We start from the raw sequence: 20292 nt of genomic DNA, 5'->3' as shown, positions 1-20292 counted from the left end.
GCCGGGTCGCGAAGGCGGTGCTCAGGCGCGGAAGGGGAACGCGTAGGTGTGCACCGCGACGTTCTCGCGGCCCTCGACGTCCCCGGCGGCCTCCGCGGCCCGGCCGCGTTCGTCGTAGCGCCGCACCAGGGCGAGCATCTCCCGTGTCAGTTCGGCGAGTTCGGCGGCGGTGAGCCGCAGCGCGGCCTCGGAGGACTCCGCGGCCGCGTTCCACTCCTCGCCCCAGTGGGCGCGCTCGTCCAGGTAGCGGCCGTACATGTCGGCCCGCTGGGTGTGGAAGAGCCGGCTCGCGGCGGTGTGCGCGGCGGCCTTCTCCGGGGCGTCGCGGAAGTCCTCGTCGCTGATGCGCACACCGTCGGAGGCCGGCCGCCACCAGCGTTCGCGGCCGTCCTCGCTCTGCGGCGCCGCCTCCTCGATCAGCCCGTGCTCGGCCAGCTTGCGCAGGTGGTAACTGGCCAGCGACACGGCCTCGTCGACCTGCTCGGCGAGCTGGGACGCGGTCGCCGTCCCGGCGAGGGTCAGGGCGCGGTAGAGCCGCATGCGGAGCGGGTGGGCAAGGGCCTTGAGGGTGCCCACGTCCGTGATCCGGCGGTCTCTCTCCTTCTTCGGCATGCCCCGAGCCTAGATACGAAAGAAACGTTGCGCAATATGTTTTGCGCAACTTTCCTTTTGTATCTGGCTGGAAAAAGGCCCCGGCGACATCGGTCGCCGGGGCCCGGGAACGCGTGCGTCAGCGGACGGGGTGCCCCGCCCCCCGCAGGGTCTCCTTCACCTCGCCGATCCGCAGGTCCCCGAAGTGGAAGACGGAGGCGGCCAGCACCGCGTCCGCGCCCGCGGCGACGGCCGGCGGGAAGTGGGACAGCGCGCCCGCGCCGCCGGAGGCGATCACCGGCACGGAGACGTGCTTGCGGACGGCGGCGATCATCTCCAGGTCGTAGCCGTCCTTGGTGCCGTCCGCGTCCATCGAGTTCAGCAGGATCTCGCCCGCGCCCAGCTCCGCGGCGCGGTGCGCCCACTCGACGGCGTCGATGCCGGTGCCCCGGCGGCCGCCGTGCGTGGTCACCTCGAAGGAGCCCGACTCGGTGCGCCGGGCGTCGACCGACAGGACCAGCACCTGGCGGCCGAAGCGCTCGGCGATCTCGCGGATCAGCTCGGGGCGGGCGATGGCCGCGGTGTTCACGCCCACCTTGTCGGCGCCCGCCCGCAGCAGCTTGTCCACGTCCTCGGCGGTGCGCACGCCGCCGCCGACGGTCAGCGGGATGAACACCTGCTCGGCGGTGCGGCGCACCACGTCGTACGTCGTCTCCCGGTTGCCCGAGGAGGCGGTGATGTCCAGGAACGTCAGCTCGTCGGCGCCCTCGGCGTCGTACACCTTGGCCATCTCGACGGGGTCGCCCGCGTCGCGCAGGTTCTGGAAGTTGACGCCCTTGACGACCCGGCCGTTGTCCACGTCCAGGCAGGGGATGACTCGGACCGCCAGGGTCATGACCGCTCAGGCTCCTCTGAATGCTTCAAGCTCTACTTCGACCAGGATGCGCGGGTCCACGAAGCCCTCGACGACCAGCAGGGTCGTCACCGGGCGCACGGAGTCGAACAGCTCCTTGTGGGCCCGGCCCGCCTCGTCGACGTCGCGCACATGGCTCAGGTACATACGGGTGCGGATCACGGACTCGACGCCGAGTCCGAACTCCTTCAGCGCTTCGAGGGCGTTGCCGAAGGCGACCTTGGTCTGCTCGTACGGATCGCCCTCGCCGTACAGGACCGTGCCCTTGAAGGACGTGGTGCCGCCCACCGACACCCGGTCCCCCGCCGCGACGGCGCGCGCGAAGCCGAAGTTCTCTTCCCAGGGACTTCCGCTCTGCACGCGCCGAACGCCTTCGGATGTCATGACACCGTGTCCGTTCTCACGACGTGGCCTCCAGGGCCTCTTCCAGGGTGAACGCCTTCGCGTACAGGGCCTTCCCGACGATGGAGCCCTCGACACCGAGGGGTACCAGTTCGGCGATGGCGCGCAGGTCGTCCAGGGACGACACGCCGCCGGAGGCCACGACCGGCCGGTCGGTGGCCGCGCACACGTTGCGCAGCAGCTCCAGGTTGGGGCCCTGGAGGGTGCCGTCCTTGGCGATGTCGGTGACGACGTAGCGGGCGCAGCCCTCCTTGTTCAGGCGGTCCAGCGTCTCGTAGAGGTCGCCGCCGTCGCGGGTCCAGCCGCGGCCGCGCAGGGTGGTGCCGCGCACGTCCAGGCCGACGGCGATCTTGTCGCCGTGCTCGGCGATCACCTTGGCGACCCACTCGGGGCTCTCCAGGGCGGCGGTGCCGAGGTTGACGCGGGTGCAGCCGGTGGCGAGGGCGGCGGCGAGGGTGTCGTCGTCGCGGATGCCGCCGGACAGCTCCACCTTGATGTCCATGGCCTGGGCGACCTCGGCGATCAGCGCCCGGTTGTCGCCGGTGCCGAAGGCCGCGTCCAGGTCGACCAGGTGCAGCCACTCGGCGCCGGACCGCTGCCAGGCGAGGGCGGCCTCCAGCGGGGAGCCGTAGGAGGTCTCGGTCCCGGACTCGCCGTGGACGAGGCGTACGGCCTGGCCGTCGCGGACGTCGACGGCGGGGAGGAGTTCGAGCTTGGCCATGGTCTACAGGGTTCCGATCCAGTTGGTGAGGAGCTGGGCGCCGGCGTCGCCGGACTTCTCGGGGTGGAACTGGGTGGCCCACAGGGCGCCGTTCTCCACCGCGGCGACGAAGGGCCTGCCGTGCGTGGCCCAGGTGACCTTGGGCGCGGCGATCACCGGGTTGTGGGTCTCCTGGGTCCAGTCGTGGACGGCGTAGGAGTGCACGAAGTAGTAGCGGGCGCCGGCGTCCAGGCCCGCGAACAGTTCGGAGTCGGCGGGGGCCTCGACGGTGTTCCAGCCCATGTGGGGCACCACGTCGGCCTCCAGGGGCCCGACGGTGCCGGGCCATTCCTCCAGGCCCTCGGCCTCCACGCCGTGCTCGATGCCGCGCGAGAACAGGATCTGCATGCCGACGCAGATGCCCATCACCGGGCGCCCGCCGGACAGCCGGCGGTCCACGATCCAGTCACCGCGGGCGGCGAGCAGGCCCCGCATGCAGGCGGCGAAGGCGCCGACGCCCGGCACCAGCAGCCCGTCGGCGTTCATCGCCGCCTCGAAGTCGCGCGTGATCTCCACGTCGGCGCCGACCCGCGCGAGGGCGCGCTCGGCCGAGCGGACGTTGCCGAAACCGTAGTCGAAGACGACGACCTTCTTCGGGGCCGCGCTCAATTCCACACCTCCAGCCGCATGACGCCCGCGACCAGGCACAGACCGGCCGCCAGGGAGAGCAGCACGATCAGGCTCGCGGGCATCTTCTGCTTGGCGAAGGAGATGATGCCGCCGACCAGGAAGAGGCCGACGACGATCAGGAGGGTCGACAGACCGGTCATGGGTTACAGCGCGCCCTTCGTCGACGGGAGGATGCCGGCCGCGCGCGGGTCGCGCTCGGAGGCGTAGCGCAGCGCCCTGGCCAGCGCCTTGAACTGGCACTCCACGATGTGGTGGGCGTTACGTCCGTACGGTACGTGAACGTGCAGCGCGACCTGCGCCTGGGCCACGAAGGACTCCAGGATGTGCCGGGTCATCGTGGTGTCGTACTCGCCGATCATCGGCGCCATGCGCTCGGGCTCGGTGTGCACGAGGTAGGGGCGGCCGGAGAGGTCGACGGTGACCTGGGCGAGGGACTCGTCCAGCGGGACCGTGCAGTTGCCGAAGCGGTAGATGCCCACCTTGTCGCCGAGGGCCTGCCGGAAGGCGGCGCCGAGCGCGAGAGCGGTGTCCTCGATGGTGTGGTGGGAGTCGATGTGCAGATCGCCGTCGGTCTTCACGGTCAGGTCGAACAGACCGTGCCGGCCGAGCTGGTCGAGCATGTGGTCGTAGAAGCCGACGCCGGTGGCGATGTCGGTCCGCCCGGTGCCGTCGAGGTCTATCTCGACCAGGACCGAGGTCTCCTTGGTGGTGCGCTCGACGCGCCCTACGCGGCTCATGCCTCAAGCTCCTTCTTCAGTTCACGTACCGCGTCGAGGAACGCGTCGTTCTCCTCGGGGGTGCCGGCCGAGACCCGCAGCCAGCCCGGCACGCCGTTGTCCCGGACCAGGACGCCCCGGTCGAGGATCTTCCGCCAGGCCTCGTGGGCGTCGGCGAACCGGCCGAACTGCACGAAGTTGGCGTCGGACTCGACGACGTCGTAGCCGATCGCGCGCAGCTCGGCGACCAGCCGGTCCCGCTCGGACTTCAGCTGCTCGACATAGCCGAGCAGGGTGTCGGTGTGCTCCAGGGCGGCCAGCGCGGTCGCCTGGGTGATGGCCGACAGGTGGTAGGGCAGCCGGACCAGTTGGACGGCGTCCACCACGGCCGGGTCGGCCGCGAGGTAGCCGAGGCGCAGGCCCGCCGCGCCGAACGCCTTGGACATGGTGCGCGAGATCACCAGGTGCGGGCGGCCTTCGAGCAGCGGCAGCAGCGAGGCGCCGTGGCTGAACTCGACGTACGCCTCGTCCACGACCACCATCGACGGCTTGGCCGCCTGCGCCGCCTCGTAGAGGGCGACGACCGTCTCGGGCGGTACCGCGTTGCCGGTGGGGTTGTTGGGGGTGGTGATGAAGACGACGTCCGGGCGGTGCTCGGCGATGGCCTTCTCGGCGGCGGCGAGGTCGATGCCGAAGTCCTCGGTGCGCGGCCCGGAGATCCAGCCGGTGCCGGTGCCGCGGGCGATGAGCGCGTGCATCGAGTACGACGGCTCGAAGCCGATCGCGCTGCGGCCCGGCCCGCCGAAGGTCTGCAGCAGCTGCTGGATGACCTCGTTGGAGCCGTTGGCCGCCCACACGTTCTCCGGGGCGAGCGGGAACCTGCCGGTCCTGCCGAGGTACTTGGCCAGCTCCGTGCGCAGTTGGACCGCGTCCCGGTCGGGGTAGCGGTTCAGGTCGCGGGCGGCCGCCCGGACCCGCTCGGCGATCCGCTCGACGAGCGGCTCGGGCAGCGGGTACGGGTTCTCGTTCGTGTTCAGCCGTACCGGGACGTCCAGCTGGGGCGCCCCGTAAGGGGACTTGCCGCGCAGCTCGTCCCGGATGGGAAGGTCGTCGATCCGCACGTCGTTCACTCGCTCTCCGGTACCTTCCAGCCGAACCTCGCCTTGATCGCCGCGCCGTGCGCCGGGAGGTCCTCCGCCTCCGCCAGCGTCACCACGTGGTGCGCGACCTCGGCCAGCGCGTCCCTGGTGTAGTCGACGATGTGGATGCCGCGCAGGAAGGACTGCACGGACAGGCCCGAGGAGTGGCAGGCGCAGCCGCCGGTGGGCAGGACGTGGTTGGACCCGGCCGCGTAGTCGCCGAGGGAGACGGGGGCCCAGGGGCCGACGAAGATCGCGCCCGCGTTGCGCACCCGGCCGGCCACGGCGGCGGCGTCGGCGGTCTGGATCTCCAGGTGCTCGGCGCCGTACGCGTCGACCACCTTCAGGCCCTCCTCGATGCCGTCCACCAGGACGATCGCGGACTGCCTGCCCGCGAGGGCCGGGCGGATCCGGTCGTCGACGTGCTTGGTGGCCGCGACCTGCGGCTCCAGCTCCTTGGCCACCGCGTCCGCGAGGTCCGGGGAGTCGGTGACGAGGACGGCGGCCGCGAGCGGGTCGTGCTCGGCCTGGCTGATCAGGTCGGCGGCCACGTGCACCGGGTCGGCGGTGTCGTCGGCGAGGACCGCGATCTCGGTGGGGCCGGCCTCGGCGTCGATGCCGATCCGGCCGGTGAAGTAGCGCTTGGCGGCGGCCACCCAGATGTTGCCGGGGCCGGTGACCATGGGGGCGGGCGGGCAGGACTCGGTGCCGTAGGCGAACATCGCGACGGCGGTGGCGCCGCCCGCCGCGTACACCTCGTCCACGCCGAGCAGCGCGCACGCGGCCAGGATCGTCGGGTGCGGCAGCCCGCCGAACTCGGCCTGCGCCGGGGAGGCGAGCGCGATGGACTCGACGCCGGCCTCCTGGGCCGGGACCACGTTCATGATCACGGAGGAGGGGTAGACGGAGCGGCCGCCCGGCGCGTACAGCCCGACGCGCTCGACCGGAACCCACTTCTCGGTCACCGAGCCGCCGGGGACGACCTGGGTGGTGTGGGTGGTGCGGCGCTGCTCGCGGTGGACGAGGCGGGCGCGCCGGATGGACTCCTCCAGGGCGGCGCGCACGGCCGGGTCGAGGCCGGCCAGCGCGTCGTCGAGCGCCTGGGCCGGGACACGGACGGATTCCAGCCGTACCCCGTCGAACTTCTCGGCGAAGTCGATCAGCGCCGCGTCGCCACGATGATGCACGTCCTCGCAGATCGGCCGCACCTTCTCCAGGGCGGTCTGAACGTCGAAGTCGGCTCGGGGCAGCAGGTCACGCAGGGCGGGGCCCTCGGGGAGGGCGTCGCCGCGCAGATCGATTCGGGAGATCACAGGCTCAATTCTCTCAGACCGCCGTCCGTAGTCGTCCGCACGTATCAGTGGCTGATACGGGTCGCGGACGGGGCCGCCCCCCACATGGAGCAATGCCTGGTACAGACGCTGGCCGGAACTCGGAAGATCCGCTTCACTCCGGGTGTTCCGGGCGTCACTCAGCGGGCATCAACGGCAGGACGAACCACCCGGACGGCGGAGAAAGAAGGAACTGCGGTGACCGAGGGGACCGGCTTCGACGCCGGGGACCTGCCGGACGACCTGACCGCGGCCGAGGCGGGCATGTGGCAGGCCTTCCGCAACGGCAGTGTGTACGACCTGAGCAGCGGTGACTCCGTGGTGGACGATCCGCATGGCGGCCATCCCTGGGGGCCCGAGCGGTCCGTGCGGGCGCGCGTCCTGTGCTGGCTGCTCCTGGACGGGCCGCCGGCGCTGGCCGGGCGGGTGGCCGCGCTGAAGCTCGCCGGGGTGCGGGTCACGGGCACCCTGGACCTGGCGGGCGGGAGCGTGCGGCCGTACGTGGAGCTGCGCGACTGCCGCTTCGACGACCAGGTGCTGGTGCCGGAGGCGCGGTTCAGCACGCTGCGCCTGGTGAACTGCTCGGTGCCGCGCCTGGAGGCGGCCCGGGTGCACACCGAGGGCGATCTGCACCTGCCGCGCTGCCGGTTCCGGAACGGGGTCCGGCTGACCGACGCGCACATCGGCACCGATCTGCTGCTCAACCAGGCGGTCGTGTACCGGGACCGCGGCGGGCGGTCGATCTCGGCGGACGGCCTGTCGGTCGGCCAGGACCTCCAGGCGGAGCTGCTGGAGTCGCACGGCGAGCTGCGGCTGCGCGGCGCCCAGGTCGGGGTCTCGCTGAGCCTGCGCGGCGCGCGGCTGTCCAACCCGTACGCCCGGCTGGCGCTGAACGCGCCCCAGCTCAGCGTGGAGCGCACCCTCTACCTGACCCCGGCCGGGGTGGGGAACCCGCTGCTCAGCGGGACCACGCCGGCCCGCGGGACCCGGATCCAGCGGTTCGAGTGCCAGGGCGGGCTGCGTCTGGACGACGGCCGGTTCGGGGACGCCGTGGACCTGGAGCGGGCCCGGTTCACCCTCACGGACGACCAGGAGCTGTCGCTGCGCCGGGTGCACGCGCCCGAGCTGCGCTTCCTCGGGGACGGTCCGCAGCGCGGCAAGGTGGTGCTGTCGGGGGCGCAGATCATGAACCTGGTGGACCGCGCGGGCGCCTGGCCTGGCGCCGGGCGGCTGCACATGGGCGGCTTCGCCTACGAGAACCTGGTGCCGCAGGGCCCCTTCCCGCTGACCCGGCGCCTGGACTGGATAGCCGCGGCCACCGCCGAGTACGCCCCGGAGCCGTACGAGCGGCTGGCCTCGGTGCTGCGGGAGGCCGGGGAGGACGAGGACGCGCGGGAGGTGCTGCTGGCCAAGCAGCGCAGGCGCCGCGAGACGCTGCCGCTGGCGGGCAAGCTCTGGGGCTACGTCCAGGACCTGACGGTCGCGTACGGCTACCGGCCCGGTCGTGCCGCGGTCTGGATGGCGGTGCTCTGGGCGGCCGGCACCCTGGCCTTCTCCCACGCCGCCCATCCGCCGATGAACCGCGACGACCATCCGTACTGGAGCCCGGCCCTGTTCACCCTGGACCTGCTGCTGCCGGTCATCGACCTCGGGCAGGTCGGCGAGTGGCGGCTGCGCGGCCCCTGGCAGTGGCTGACGGCCGCGATGATCCTGCTCGGCTGGGTCCTGGCGACGACGGTGGCGGCGGGGGCGACCCGGCTGCTGCGGCGCGGCTGAGGTGCGGGCCTGCCGGTAATGGCCGTATGTCGGTAAAGACCCTCCTTGACCCCTCCCGTCGTACAAAAGTCGAACAGTCGCCCTTTACTGGTCCTTGACCGTCGGCCGTACAACCTTCCACGACTTCCCCCGTCCCTCTGGCGCAGTCCCGACCTGCGGACTTTCAATGGTCCGCACCATGGTTCCGCTGCCCTCGTTCATCCGCCGCTCCTGGCTGCCCCGACGCTCCGCGCGCCCGGCCGGAGGGATCCCCTCCGCGGACGAGGCCGTGCTCGACGCGCCCGACGACCGGCTCTCCCCCGCGCTGGTCGCCGCCGGGCGGGGCGAGTACCGGGCCGCGGCCGAGCTGCTGGCCGGCACCCGGACCGCGGCCGAGTGGGAGAACCACGACCGGTACGCCCGGCGGCTGGCGGCGTTCGCCCGGCTGCGCACCGAGTGGTTCGAGGACTGGCGGGCGGCCGAGCCGGACGACCCCGGCGCCCTGCTGGTCGCGGCCCAGCTGGCGGTGGACCGGGTGTGGTCCTCACCGGCCCGCGCCGAACTGCTGCGCGAGGTCAGCCCGCTGATCACCGCCGCCGCGCGGGCCGACGACCGGGACCCGGTGCCCTGGCGGATCGCGCTGGACCACGCGCGCGGCTCGCGGGCCGGGCACCGGTACTTCGAGGAGCTGTGGGAGGCGGCGGTGCGCCGCGCCCCGCACCACTACGGCTGCCATGTGGCCGCCCTGCGCTATCTGGCCGCGTTCTGCTGCGTCCGCTGGGGGGACACCCCGCACGCGCCGGACACCGCCCACCGCGAGTGCTTCGACTTCGCCGAGCTGGCCGCGCAGGACGCCCCGGCGGACTCGCTGGTGCAGGTGCTGCCCGCACGGGCGGCCTTCGGCTATCTGACCGGGGGCGGCGGGCCGGGGGTGCCCCGGGCCCGCCTGGACTCGGCGGCCGACCGCGCCATCGCCCTGTCGGCGCGGTTCGCGGCGGGCGACCCGTGGCCGGCCGGGGTGCGCAACAAGCTGCTCTACGTGCTGCTGCGGCTGGACCGCCGGGAGGACGCCCGCGCCCAGCTGCGGCTGATCGGCCCGTGGGTGACCTCCTGCCCCTGGGACCGGCTCTCGGACGACCCGCTCGGCCACTTCCTGCGCCTGCGCGAGCATCTGCTGGCGGGGGGCGAGGCGCCCGTTCCGGCCGGGCTGCCGCCGGTGCCCGGAGACCTTCTCCCCGGGCACCGCGGTCACGGCCGCGCCGCCGACCATTAGGCTGGGGCGCCGTGACCACCGTCCGTCTGCCGCTCTTCCCGCTGAACACGGTCCTCTTCCCGGGACTCGTGCTGCCGCTGAACGTCTTCGAGGAGCGTTATCGCGCCATGATGCGCGAGCTGCTGAAGACCTCCGAGGAGGAGCCGCGGCGGTTCGCCGTCGTGGCCATCCGCGACGGGCACGAGGTGGCGCCGAGCGCCCCCGGCATGCCCGACCCCACGGCGCGGCCGGAGCGGGGCCCGGCCGCGGGCTTCGGTCCGGACCCGCTCGCCTCCTTCCACCAGATGGGCTGTATCGCGGACGCGGCGACCATCCGGGAGCGCACCGGCGGCACCTTCGAGGTGCTCGCGACCGGCACGACCCGGGTGCGGCTGCTGTCCGTGGACGCGTCGGGGCCCTTCCTGACGGCCGAGCTGGAGGAGCTGGCGGAGGAGCCGGGCGACGAGGCGGGAGCGCTCGCGGAGGGCGTGCTGCGGGCCTTCCGGCAGTACCAGAAGCGGCTGGCGGGGGCACGGGAGCGGTCGCTCGCGACGAGCGCGGAGCTGCCGGACGACCCGAGCGTGGTGTCGTACCTGGTGGCGGCCGCGATGGTGCACGACACGCCGACCAAGCAGCGGCTGCTCCAGGCGCCCGACACCGCGTCCCGGCTGCGGGACGAACTGAGACTCCTGCGCGGCGAGACCGCCATCATCCGTAACCTGCCGTCGCTGCCCGCGTTCGAGCTGACGCGGACGCCGACCAGTCTGAACTGAGTCCACGAGCCCATGGCGAAGAAGTCGAAGAAGCAGCAGCAGTCCGGGGGCACCCCGGCGACGGTCGCGCTGAGCGCGGCGGGCGTGGAGTTCACGGTCCACGCCTACGAGCACGACCCCTCCCACCCCTCGTACGGCGAGGAGGCCGCGGAGGCGATGGGCGTCTCCCCCGACCGCGTCTTCAAGACCCTGGTGGCCGACGTGGACGGCGCCCTCGTCGTCGGCGTCGTCCCGGTCGCGGGCACCCTCGACCTCAAGGCCCTGGCCGCGGCGGTGGGCGGCAAGCGCGCCGCCATGGCCGACCCGACCCTGGCCGAGCGCACCACCGGCTACGTCCGCGGCGGCATCTCCCCGCTCGGGCAGCGCAAGAAGCTCCCCACCGTCCTGGACGACTCGGCCCTGGGCCACGTGACGATCTGCGTGTCGGCGGGCCGCCGGGGCCTTGAGGTGGAGCTGGCACCCGAGGACCTGGCGAAGCTGACGGGCGCGGTCACGGCGCCCGTCGGCCGGGGCTGACGCGGGCGGCGAGGGCCGTGCCCGCGGCTACCGGGCGGGGTCGAGGGGCGTCTGGGTCGGGTACTGCGGCGGTTCCGGGTCGCGGGGGCCGAACAGTGCCGTCAGCCCGAGGTGCACCAGCACCGCGGCGAACGGCCAGGACAGCAGCGCGGCCTTCGCGTCGAGGCGCAGCGGGGCCGGGAAGGTGACCCCCTCGCCGACCGCCTTCGCGTGCGCGATCACGTCGTGCTCGGGGCCCAGCCGGACGCCGAGCCACCAGGCCAGCAGGGAGCCGAGCAGTCCGCCGAGCGCCAGGCCGACGACGAGCGGTACGCCGCCCCGCCTGCGCCACAGGAACACCGCGAGCCCGCTCACCGCGCCGAACGCGAGCCCCAGCAGGGTGAAGGTGCCCTGCACCCCGATCGCCTGCTCCCCCTCGGCGTCCTTGCGGTAGATCAACCAGCTGCCGTTCGACAGGTCGCCGACCAGCGGCACATGCGGCGTCAGTCGCCACCACAGCAGCCCGAGCAGCAGCCCGCACAGCGCCACCAGCACGGTGATCACGGCGCCCTCGCGCACTTCGGTCTTCATCCCGGGCCCGTCCTCCTCGTAGGCGCCCGTCCTCGGCGCCCCGGTGGGCGGCGACTGCCAGACCTGGTGCGCGGAGTGCTCGTGCGGGGGCGGGGGCGGATTCAGCGGTGCGGTCACCCTGCCATCGTGCCAGGTCGGCCTGTGCGCCGCGTCACCGGACGGCGGCCCTGCGGTAGGCCCACGCGGCCACGGCCAGCGAGACCACCCCGACCCCGGCGCACACCCCCAGGTCAGCGAGGACGACGGCCCAGTCCGGGTGGGCCCCGAACGTGCGGGCGTACGCCTCCACGCCGTAGGTGGAGGGCAGCAGGTCCCGCGCCAGCCGGACGATCTCCGGCATCCGGTCGGCCGGCAGCACCCCGAGCAGCAGCGCCGCCGACATGCCCAGCTGCCCGAGCAGCGTGGCCAGTTCCGGGCGGGGCGCCAGCAGCCCCAGCGCCGCGCCGAGCCCGGACAGCGCGGCCCCGGCGAGCGGGACGACGGCCAGCAGGACCCACAGGTTGGACAGCGGCAGCCCGAACAGCACACAGCCGAAGACGGCGGTCACCAGCGTGCCGGGCACGGTGAAGGAGGCGTACGCCGCCGCCGCGCCCAGCACCACCGCGGCCGGCGGCACCGGCAGCGTGGCGTAGTGGTCGAGCCCGCCGCCTGCCCGGAGCTGGCCGAAGTACTGGGCCAGCAGGTTGAGCGCGACGAAGGCGACGACCAGCACGGAGGAGCCGGCCACCACGGACCGCGCCTCGAAGCCGTTGTCGACGACACCGCGCATCATCACGGCGATGCCGATGGACTGGAAGGTCGCCACGAACAGCAGCGGGATCCGCGCCACCCGGGCCCGGGACAGCTGCGCCCGGTACACGGCCGCCAGCGACGGCCACAGCCGCGCCGCGGGGGCGAGCTCGGCCGCGGCCGGCCCCGCCCCCGGCGCGCTCCGGGCCCCGTCGGGCAGAACCTGCGCGGGTACGACACTCACGACGAGCTGCTCCTCTTCCCTGCGGCAGGCGTACCGACCCGGTCGTGTACGGCGGCCGACGCGCTCATGCCTTCACCAGCCCCTGCCGCGCGGCGCCGCCCAGCGCCAGGTAGACGTCCTCCAGGCTGGGCGTGGCGAGGGTGAAGTCGTCCAGGGCGGCGAAGGCGGCGCCGCCGGTCACCGTGGCGACGGCGGCGCGGGCCTCCTCGGGCGCCAGCCGCAGCGTCCAGCGCCGGCCGGACGCCACCGCCCGCTCGCGCAGCACGGCGACCTCGGGCACCTCCAGCGGCGCCCGCTCCCGCCACACCAGTTCCACCCGCACCTCGCCGGCGACCTGTTCCTTCAGCCCGGCGGGGGTGTCGCAGGCGATGACCCGGCCGCGGTCGAGCACGGCGACCCGGTCGAGGACGGTCTCGGCCTCGATGACGTTGTGGGTGACGAGGAGGACGGTGGTGCCGCGGTCGGCGCGCCGCCGGTCCACGGCCGCCCAGACCGCGCGCCGGGCCACCGGGTCCATGCCGGTGGTGGGCTCGTCCAGGACCAGCAGCGGGCGCTCGCCGACGAGGGCGGCGGCGAAGCAGGCGAGCCGCCGCTGGCCGCCGGACAGCTTCTTCAGCGGCCGCGCGGCGATCGGGGTGAGCCCCAGCTCCTCCAGCACGGCGTCCCGCTCGGCCCGGGCCCGCCGTACGTCCAGGCCGCGCAGGCGTGCGGTGGTCTCGGCGGCGAGGGAGACGGTCAGCTCGTCCAGGGCGGTGGACTCCTGACCGAGGTAGGCGAGCAGGCGGGCGGCCCGCTCGGGGTGGCGCACGATGTCGTGGCCGAGGATCTCGACGCTGCCCGCGTCGGGCCGCAGCAGCCCGGTGAGCTGGCGTACGAGGGTGGACTTGCCGGCGCCGTTGGGGCCGAGCAGCCCGAAGATCTCCCCGCGCCGCACCTCCAGCTCCACGGCGTCGGTGGCCCGTACCTCGGGTGTGCCGGGGGCGTCGCGGCGGCCCTTGACGGCCGGGTAGGTCTTGCCGAGCCCGCGTACGCGGACGACCTCGTCCTGCCGAAGTGCCTGCCCCACGCGCGTACTCACAAGGGGAGAGGGTACGGGGTCGGGGGTCCCTGCCCGTCCTCGGGGCCGCCCGAACCGGTGCCGGAGCCGGGCGGCACCCCCCGCCTCACTCCCCCGCGCCGGCGTGCTCCGCCGCGGCCGGGATGTCGAACTCCCGCCAGAAGCCTGCCCGGATGGCGTAACGGTCGTGTTCGTCGATCTGGTCGTCCTTGTGCGCGAGCAGGCCGAAGCGGGCGGCGTAGCGCAGCAGCTCCCCGTCGATGCGGTGCGGGATGCGCGGATACATCTGGGACAGCCGCTGGAGATGGCTCTGGTCGCCGAGCCGGGACATCCAGCGGCGGGCGAAGACCTGCCCCACCTCGTACGGGTCGCCGCCGACGGTGGTGATGTCCTCCTCGCGGTCGGCCCAGCGCTGCTCGGCCGTGGTGAGCTGGGCCAGGGTCGGCATGGCGGCGGCCTCGGCCGGCTCGGGCACCGCGCCGGGCCGGTCCACCCAGCCCTTGTCGGAGGACCAGCGCAGGGTCGCGGAGGCCGGCTGCTGGGCGGCCTGGACGGTGCCGGGGGCGCGCAGCGCGGCGAGGTCCTTGGGGGTGGGCACGCCCTTGGGCGCGGGCACCCGTTCCTGGCCGTTGTTGTCGCCGGCGGCGGCCGGCGGGCGCGTCTCCTGTCCGGCGGGGCGCTCGGCGGCCGCGGCGAGCGCGGACTCGGGCAGCGGGGCGGAGAGGATCGCGGCGATCTCGGGGCGGGGCACGGGCTGCGGGGCGCACACGCCGGTCAGTTCCTTGGCGCGGACGGCCTGGGTGATCCAGGCCCGGTCCAGGACGCGCCGCTCGTCGGCCTCGGCGACCAGGTCCTCGGACTGGTTGTAGTCGCCGTCGGCGGCCTGCACGGCCCACAGGTGTACGGCGACGCCGTGCTCCTTGGCCGCCATCATGCCGGGCAGCAGATCGCCGTCGCCGGTGACGAGGACGACGTCGGAGCAGGCCCGGTTGCGGGCCAGCTCGGTCAGCTCGGCGTGCATGGCGGCGTCCACGCCCTTCTGCGCCCAGCGCCCGTCGCTGCGGGTCAGGGCGCCGAGCCGGACGGTGACCCGGGGCATGACGCGCAGCCGGCGGTGCTCCGGCTGCGGGACCCGGTCGGGGGCGCCGTCGAACCAGTAGATGCGCAGCAGGGGCCGCTCGGTGTCGGACTCCGCGCGGTCGCGCAGCGCCTGGATCAGGGCGGCGTGGTCGACGGTGATCCGGGACCGCGAGGGCTCGCCCGCGAGGAGACTGGCGGCTGCGCCCAGCAGATACCCGGCGTCCACCAGGACGATGCAGCGGTCCACGCGACTCACCCTCTTCCCGGAAGGTATTGCTTCGGACTTCCTTCGAGTCTGCCCGACCGCGCGGAGGTTAACGGCCCGAACTCGATCTTCGGCGTGGCGTTTGCGGCTGTCCCTCGCCAACCTACCCTGTCACACAGGGTAATTGTCCGACATGCGCTTGATGTCAGCGTATGTGAATCTGAAGCCGGCCCTGGCCCCTAGATCCCCCACAGGAGGCAGATCACCATGGCCAAGAACAAGAACCGCAAGCAGGGTGGCTCGCAGAACCGCGCCGCGCAGCACTCCGGTCAGACCCATGAGCAGGCGCAGCACCCGGCGGAGTCCCACGAGTCTCCCGTGTCGCATATCCAGGGCAGTTCCGGGGATACCGGGCGCGGCAAGAAGCAGAAGAGCTTCGGCCACAACTAAGGGGCGGTTGACGCCCGTTGCGTGAAAAGAGGGGCGCACCCACCGCGGGTGCGCCCCTCTCACGCTGTCACGAGCCGGTTCAGCCCGCGAGGCAGGACGGGCCGAGCAGCACCTTCAGGTCGCCGAAGAGCGCCGGGTCGGGCTTGACCCGGTGCCGGTCCAGGCGCAGCACCGTGGTCTTGCGCGGCCCCTGGAGCTTGATCCGCACCTCGCTGTCGCCCTTGTGGTGGCCGAGGATCTCGCCGAGGCGGCTGACCATGGGCGGGGTGACCCGGGTGGCCGGGATGGTGAGGACCACCGGCGCGTTGGCGCCCGCGGTGGACAGGTCCGGGACCATCAGCTCCATGGCGACGAGCCGGGGCACGTCCTCGCGCTTGTCGAGGCGGCCCTTGACGAAGACCACGGCGTCCTCGACCAGTTGGGTGGAGACCAGCTGGTAGGTGGCCGGGAAGAACATGCACTCGATGGAGCCCGCGAGGTCCTCGACGGTGGCGATCGCCCAGGCGTTGCCCTGCTTGGTCATCTTGCGCTGGAGGCCCGAGATGATGCCGCCGATGGTGACCACCGCGCCGTCGGCGTGCTCGCCGCCGGTGAGCTGGGAGATGCCCGCGTCGGCCTTGTCGGACAGCACGTGTTCGAGGCCGAACAGCGGGTGGTCGGAGACGTACAGACCGAGCATCTCGCGCTCCTGGGCGAGCAGATAGGTCTTGTCCCACTCCTCGTCGGTGAACTGCACGTCGAGTCCGAAGCCGGGCTCGTCGGCGCTGTCGTCGCCCATGCCGCCGAAGAGGTCGAACTGGCCCTCGGCCTCCTTGCGCTTGACCGCGACCACGTTGTCGATCATCGGCTCGTACTGCGCCGTGAGGCCCTTGCGGGTGTGGCCCATGGTGTCGAAGGCGCCGGCCTTGATCAGCGATTCGGTGGTGCGCTTGTTGCAGACCACCGCCTCGACCTTGTCCAGGTAATCGGGGAAGGAGGAGTACTTCCCCTTGGACTTGCGGCACTTGATGATCGACTCGACCACGTTGGTGCCGACGTTGCGCACGGCGGAGAGGCCGAAGAGGATCACGTCGTCGCCCTGGGCGGCGAAGTTGGACTCCGACTCGTTGACGTTCGGCGGGAGCACCCGGATGCCCATGCGGCGGCACTCGTTGAGGTAGACCGCCGACTTGTCCTTGTCGTCCTTGACGGAGGTCAGCAGGCCGGCCATGTACTCGGCGGGGTGGTTGGCCTTGAGGTAGGCGGTCCAGTACGACACCAGGCCGTACGCGGCCGAGTGCGCCTTGTTGAACGCGTAGCCGGCGAACGGGACCAGCACGTCCCACAGCGCCTGGATGGCCTCGTCGCTGTAGCCGTTCCTGCGGGCGCCGGACTGGAAGATGGTGAAGTTCTTCGCCAGTTCCTCGGGCTTCTTCTTGCCCATCACGCGGCGCAGGATGTCGGCCTCGCCGAGCGAGTAGCCGGCGATGATCTGGGCGGCCTTCTGCACCTGCTCCTGGTAGACGATCAGGCCGTAGGTGACGTCCAGGACCTCCTTGAGCGGCGCCTCCAGCTCGGGGTGGATCGGCGTGATCTCCTGCTGCCCGTTCTTTCGCAGCGCGTAGTTCGTGTGCGAGTTCATGCCCATCGGGCCCGGCCGGTACAGGGCCGAGACGGCGGAGATGTCCTCGAAGTTGTCGGGCTTCATCAGCCGCAGCAGCGAGCGCATGGGACCGCCGTCGAACTGGAAGACGCCGAGGGTGTCGCCGCGCTGGAGCAGGTCGAAGGTCTTGGGGTCGTCCAGCGGCAGGGACAGCAGGTCGATGTCGAGGCCCTTGTTGGCCTTCACCATCTTGACCGCGTCGTCCATGATCGTGAGGTTGCGCAGGCCCAGGAAGTCCATCTTCAGCAGGCCGAGCGACTCACAGCTCGGGTAGTCCCACTGCGTGATGGTCACGCCGTCGCTGTGCCTGACCCAGACCGGGACGTGGTCGGTGATGGTCTCGCTGGACATGATCACGCCGGCCGCGTGCACACCCATCTGCCGGACCAGGCCCTCCACGCCGCGCGCGGTGTCGATGACCTTCTTCACGTCCGGCTCGTTCTCGTACATCGAGCGGACCTCGCCCGCCTCCGAGTAACGGGGGTGGTTGGGGTCGGTGATGCCGGACAGCGGGATGCCCTTGCCGAGGACGTCGGCGGGCATGGCCTTGGTGATGCGGTCGCCCATCGCGTACGGGTAGCCCAGCACGCGCGCCGAGTCCTTGATCGCGTTCTTGGCCTTGATGGTGCCGTAGGTGCCGATCTGGGCGACCTTGTCGGCGCCGTACTTCTCGGTGACGTACCGGATCACCTCGGCGCGCCGACGCTCGTCGAAGTCGATGTCGACGTCGGGCATCGAGATGCGCTCGGGGTTGAGGAACCGCTCGAAGATCAGGCCGTGCGGGATCGGGTCGAGGTCGGTGATGCCCATGGCGTAGGCCACGATCGAACCGGCCGCGGAGCCTCGGCCGGGACCCACCGCGATGCCGTTGTTCTTGGCCCACATGATGAAGTCGGCGACCACGAGGAAGTAGCCGGGGAAGCCCATCGAGATGATGACGTCCATCTCGTAGTCGGCCTGCTTCTGGCGGTCCTCGGGGATGCCGCCGGGGAAGCGGCGCTCCATGCCGCGGCGGACCTCCTCCTTGAACCAGGTGACCTCGGTGTAGCCCTCGGGGATGTCGAACTTCGGCATCAGGTCGCGCTTCTCGAACATGCCGGTGGTGTCCACCATCTCGGCCACGAGGAGCGTGTTGGCGCAGCCCTCCTGCCAGGCGTCCGAGGAGTCGATGGCGTACATCTCGTCCGTGGACTTCAGGTAGTAGCCGGTGCCGTCGAACTTGAAGCGGTCGGGGTCGGAGAGGTTCTTGCCGGTCTGGATGCACAGCAGCGCGTCGTGGGCGCCCGCCTCGTGGGCGTAGGTGTAGTGCGAGTCGTTGGTGACCAGCGGGGGGATGCCGAGCTTCCTGCCGATCTCCAGGAGGCCGTCGCGGACCCGGTGCTCGATGTCGATGCCGTGGTCCATCAGCTCCAGGAAGTACTTGTCCTTGCCGAAGATGTCCTGGTACTCGGAGGCGGCCTTGAGGGCCTCGTCGAACTGGCCGAGGCGCAGCCGGGTCTGCACCTCGCCGGAGGGGCAGCCGGTGGAGGCCACGATGCCCTCGGACCACTGGGCGATGGTCTCCTTGTCCATGCGCGGCCACTTCTGGAGCCAGCCCTCGGCGTACGCGTCGGAGGACAGCCGGAAGAGGTTGTGCAGACCGGTCCGGTTCACCGCCCACATCGTCTTGTGGGTGTAACCGCCGGAGCCGGAGACGTCGTCCCGCTTCTGGTGCGGCTGGCCCCACTGGATCTTGCGCTTGTTGCGCCGGGACTCCGGGGCGACATAGGCCTCGATCCCGATGATCGGGGTGATCCCCGCCTTCTGCGCGGAGTGGAAGAAATCGTACGCGCCGTGCAGGTTGCCGTGGTCGGACATGGCGATGTGCGTCATGCCCATCTCATTGCAGGCGTTGAACATGTCCTTCAGCCGCGCGGCACCGTCCAGCAGCGAGTACTGGGTGTGGACGTGCAGGTGCGTGAACGGCGGCTTCGACACGGTGCGGCCTCCAACGGAAACACTGGGCGACGGGTGGCGGACGGTCTGGGGGGACAGCGTCGAATCCTATGCCCTGCCACTGACAGCCGGGGCGGATCTCCGCGTACGGTCGGGCGGGAACCGGGCACTCCCGCGTGGCGTCGCCCGTTGGAGACGGCGAAAGCGCTGTCGTACCCATGAACGCACAGTGACGCACCACTCCCGCACCAGGAGGCATCCCCCGATGTCGGTCCCCAGGCTCAGCGACGAGCAGCGCGGCGAGGAGATCCTCGCCGTCTTCGACACCGCCTTCGGCAGGCTCCTGGCCGCCGACCCGGCCGCGTTCCGGGTGAAGTTCCGGAAGATGGCGGCCTCGGCCTTCGCCTTCTACCGGGGCACGGCGTGCCTCTTCTACCACGACCTCGACGCCGAGAAGCGGGGCGGCCCCTACCTGGACGACCGCACCTCGCGCGTGTGGATCCACGGCGACCTGCACGCGGAGAACTTCGGCACCTACATGGACTCGTACGGCCGCCTGGTGTTCAACGTCAACGACTTCGACGAGGCGTACGTCGGCCCCTTCACCTGGGACCTGAAGCGCTTCGCGGCCTCGATCGCGCTCCTCGGGTACGCCAAGGCGCTCAGTGACGAGCAGATCACCGAGCTGGTGGCGGTCTACGCGGCCGCCTACCGCGAGCGGATCCACGCCCTGGCCACCGGCGCCAAGCGCGACGAGGTGCCGCCGTTCACCCTGGACACCGCGGAGGGCCCGCTGCTCGGCGCGCTGCGCGCGGCCCGCTCGCTCACCCGGTTCGAGCTGCTGGAGTCGATGACGGAGATCCGCGACTTCGAACGCCGGTTCGCACCGGGCGGCGGCACCGTCGAGCTGGACGCGGCCGACCGCTACAAGATCCTCGCGGCCTTCGACGGCTACCTGGAGACGCTGCCGGACTCCTCCCTGGCCCGCCCGGACTCCTACCGGGTCAAGGACGTCGTGGGCCGCCGGGGCATCGGCATCGGCTCGGCGGGGCTGCCGTCGTACAACATCCTCCTGGAGGGCCACAGCGACGCCCTGGAGAACGACGTCGTGATCTACATCAAGCAGGCCCAGACGCCCGCCGTCTCCCGGCACATCACGGACCCGGCCATCGCCGGGTACTTCCAGCACGAGGGCCACCGCACGGTGATCTCCCAGCGCGCCCTCCAGGCGCACGCCGACCCGTGGCTGGGCTGGACCGAGCTGGACGGCGCGGGCCAGCTGGTCGCCGAGGTCTCGCCGTACGCGGTGGACCTGGACTGGGGCGACATCGACGACCCGGAGGAGATCGCGCTGGTCGTGGCCGACCTGGGCCGGGCCACGGCGGCGATGCACGCGGCGGCGGACGACACCTCCGGCGAGTCCCTGGTGCCCTTCTCCACCGAACGGGCCATCGACGCGGCGATCGCGGCCGACGAGGAGGGCTTCGCGCCCCTGCTGACGGACTTCGCGCACGCCTACGGGGCACGGGCGCGCGCGGACCACCACATCTTCGTGGACCTGTTCCGCAACGGCCGGATCCCGGGGCTGTAGGGCGCCGCGCC

The 20292-nt window shown here is 72.2% G+C and carries 20 protein-coding genes; 6 read left to right on the top strand and 14 right to left on the bottom strand.

The genetic code is table 11. The features are described 5' to 3' along the window. Window positions 1-21: 21 nt before the first annotated feature. From AB0927_RS05420 to hisD, 9 genes are all read right to left on the bottom strand, one after another. Window positions 22-612 (bottom strand): helix-turn-helix domain-containing protein, encoded by a 591-nt coding sequence (locus AB0927_RS05420; RefSeq protein ID WP_366666203.1) that lies wholly within the window; start codon window positions 610-612, stop codon window positions 22-24. A gap of 118 nt (window positions 613-730) precedes the next feature. Then, entirely contained in the window at window positions 731-1486 is a 756-nt protein-coding gene (hisF, locus tag AB0927_RS05415) for an imidazole glycerol phosphate synthase subunit HisF (protein ID WP_366666202.1), read from the bottom strand. A 6-nt stretch (window positions 1487-1492) separates the two neighbouring features. Then, entirely contained in the window at window positions 1493-1888 is a 396-nt protein-coding gene (locus AB0927_RS05410) for a RidA family protein (RefSeq protein WP_366666201.1), read from the bottom strand. Window positions 1889-1904: 16 nt separating this feature from the next. Next, entirely contained in the window at window positions 1905-2627 is a 723-nt protein-coding gene (gene priA / locus AB0927_RS05405) for a bifunctional 1-(5-phosphoribosyl)-5-((5-phosphoribosylamino)methylideneamino)imidazole-4-carboxamide isomerase/phosphoribosylanthranilate isomerase PriA (RefSeq protein WP_366666200.1), read from the bottom strand. 3 nt (window positions 2628-2630) lie between these two features. Further along, complete coding sequence (gene hisH, locus AB0927_RS05400) at window positions 2631-3281, bottom strand: imidazole glycerol phosphate synthase subunit HisH (RefSeq protein ID WP_366666199.1); 651 nt, start codon at window positions 3279-3281, stop codon at window positions 2631-2633. Beyond that, window positions 3272-3436 carry a hypothetical protein gene (locus AB0927_RS05395; protein ID WP_366666198.1) on the bottom strand — a complete coding sequence of 55 codons (165 nt, stop codon included), beginning with the start codon at window positions 3434-3436 and terminating at the stop codon, window positions 3272-3274. Before AB0927_RS05395 ends, hisH begins: the two co-directional genes overlap by 10 nt. Window positions 3437-3439: 3 nt before the next feature. Continuing rightward, window positions 3440-4033, bottom strand: coding sequence for an imidazoleglycerol-phosphate dehydratase HisB (gene hisB / locus AB0927_RS05390; protein WP_366666197.1), 594 nt, complete (start codon window positions 4031-4033; stop codon window positions 3440-3442). After that, window positions 4030-5142, bottom strand: coding sequence for a histidinol-phosphate transaminase (locus AB0927_RS05385; RefSeq protein WP_366666196.1), 1113 nt, complete (start codon window positions 5140-5142; stop codon window positions 4030-4032). Before AB0927_RS05385 ends, hisB begins: the two co-directional genes overlap by 4 nt. Then, on the bottom strand, window positions 5139-6464 hold the full coding sequence (hisD, locus tag AB0927_RS05380) for a histidinol dehydrogenase (protein WP_366666195.1): 1326 nt from the start codon (window positions 6462-6464) through the stop codon (window positions 5139-5141). Before hisD ends, AB0927_RS05385 begins: the two co-directional genes overlap by 4 nt. Window positions 6465-6680: 216 nt before the next feature. On the opposite strand from hisD, the gene AB0927_RS05375 reads away from it, so the two are divergent. From AB0927_RS05375 to ybaK, 4 genes are all read left to right on the top strand, one after another. Beyond that, window positions 6681-8258: an oxidoreductase gene (locus tag AB0927_RS05375; RefSeq protein ID WP_366666194.1), complete on the top strand. Its 1578-nt coding sequence runs from the start codon at window positions 6681-6683 to the stop codon at window positions 8256-8258. A gap of 166 nt (window positions 8259-8424) precedes the next feature. Then, entirely contained in the window at window positions 8425-9510 is a 1086-nt protein-coding gene (locus tag AB0927_RS05370; protein WP_366666193.1) for a hypothetical protein, read from the top strand. Window positions 9511-9521: 11 nt separating this feature from the next. Further along, on the top strand, window positions 9522-10262 hold the full coding sequence (locus tag AB0927_RS05365) for an LON peptidase substrate-binding domain-containing protein (protein WP_366666192.1): 741 nt from the start codon (window positions 9522-9524) through the stop codon (window positions 10260-10262). Window positions 10263-10274: 12 nt separating this feature from the next. Further along, complete coding sequence (gene ybaK / locus AB0927_RS05360) at window positions 10275-10778, top strand: Cys-tRNA(Pro) deacylase (protein WP_366666191.1); 504 nt, start codon at window positions 10275-10277, stop codon at window positions 10776-10778. 27 nt (window positions 10779-10805) lie between these two features. Here the strand turns inward: ybaK and AB0927_RS05355 are convergent, their stop codons facing one another. From AB0927_RS05355 to AB0927_RS05340, 4 genes are all read right to left on the bottom strand, one after another. After that, complete coding sequence (locus tag AB0927_RS05355; RefSeq protein ID WP_366666190.1) at window positions 10806-11465, bottom strand: AAA family ATPase; 660 nt, start codon at window positions 11463-11465, stop codon at window positions 10806-10808. A gap of 34 nt (window positions 11466-11499) precedes the next feature. Further along, entirely contained in the window at window positions 11500-12321 is an 822-nt protein-coding gene (locus AB0927_RS05350; RefSeq protein ID WP_366666189.1) for an ABC transporter permease, read from the bottom strand. 64 nt (window positions 12322-12385) lie between these two features. Continuing rightward, a complete protein-coding gene (locus tag AB0927_RS05345; RefSeq protein ID WP_366666188.1) occupies window positions 12386-13399 on the bottom strand; it encodes an ABC transporter ATP-binding protein in 1014 nt (337 codons plus the stop codon). Between the two features lie 85 nt (window positions 13400-13484). After that, on the bottom strand, window positions 13485-14705 hold the full coding sequence (locus AB0927_RS05340) for an NYN domain-containing protein (RefSeq protein ID WP_366666187.1): 1221 nt from the start codon (window positions 14703-14705) through the stop codon (window positions 13485-13487). A 225-nt stretch (window positions 14706-14930) separates the two neighbouring features. Between AB0927_RS05340 and AB0927_RS05335 the strand changes: the two genes are divergently transcribed. After that, entirely contained in the window at window positions 14931-15113 is a 183-nt protein-coding gene (locus AB0927_RS05335) for a hypothetical protein (RefSeq protein ID WP_366666186.1), read from the top strand. Between the two features lie 79 nt (window positions 15114-15192). On the opposite strand, the gene dnaE is transcribed toward AB0927_RS05335, so the two are convergent. Then, complete coding sequence (gene dnaE / locus AB0927_RS05330) at window positions 15193-18732, bottom strand: DNA polymerase III subunit alpha (RefSeq protein WP_366666185.1); 3540 nt, start codon at window positions 18730-18732, stop codon at window positions 15193-15195. 223 nt (window positions 18733-18955) lie between these two features. Between dnaE and AB0927_RS05325 the strand changes: the two genes are divergently transcribed. Beyond that, window positions 18956-20281 carry a DUF2252 domain-containing protein gene (locus AB0927_RS05325; protein WP_366666184.1) on the top strand — a complete coding sequence of 442 codons (1326 nt, stop codon included), beginning with the start codon at window positions 18956-18958 and terminating at the stop codon, window positions 20279-20281. Window positions 20282-20292 lie beyond the last annotated feature (11 nt).

Origin of the sequence: Streptomyces sp. NPDC048106, assembly GCF_040706415.1 — a bacterium.
GTDB lineage: Bacteria > Actinomycetota > Actinomycetes > Streptomycetales > Streptomycetaceae > Streptomyces.
This window is presented reverse-complemented; position numbering and strand designations above follow the sequence as displayed.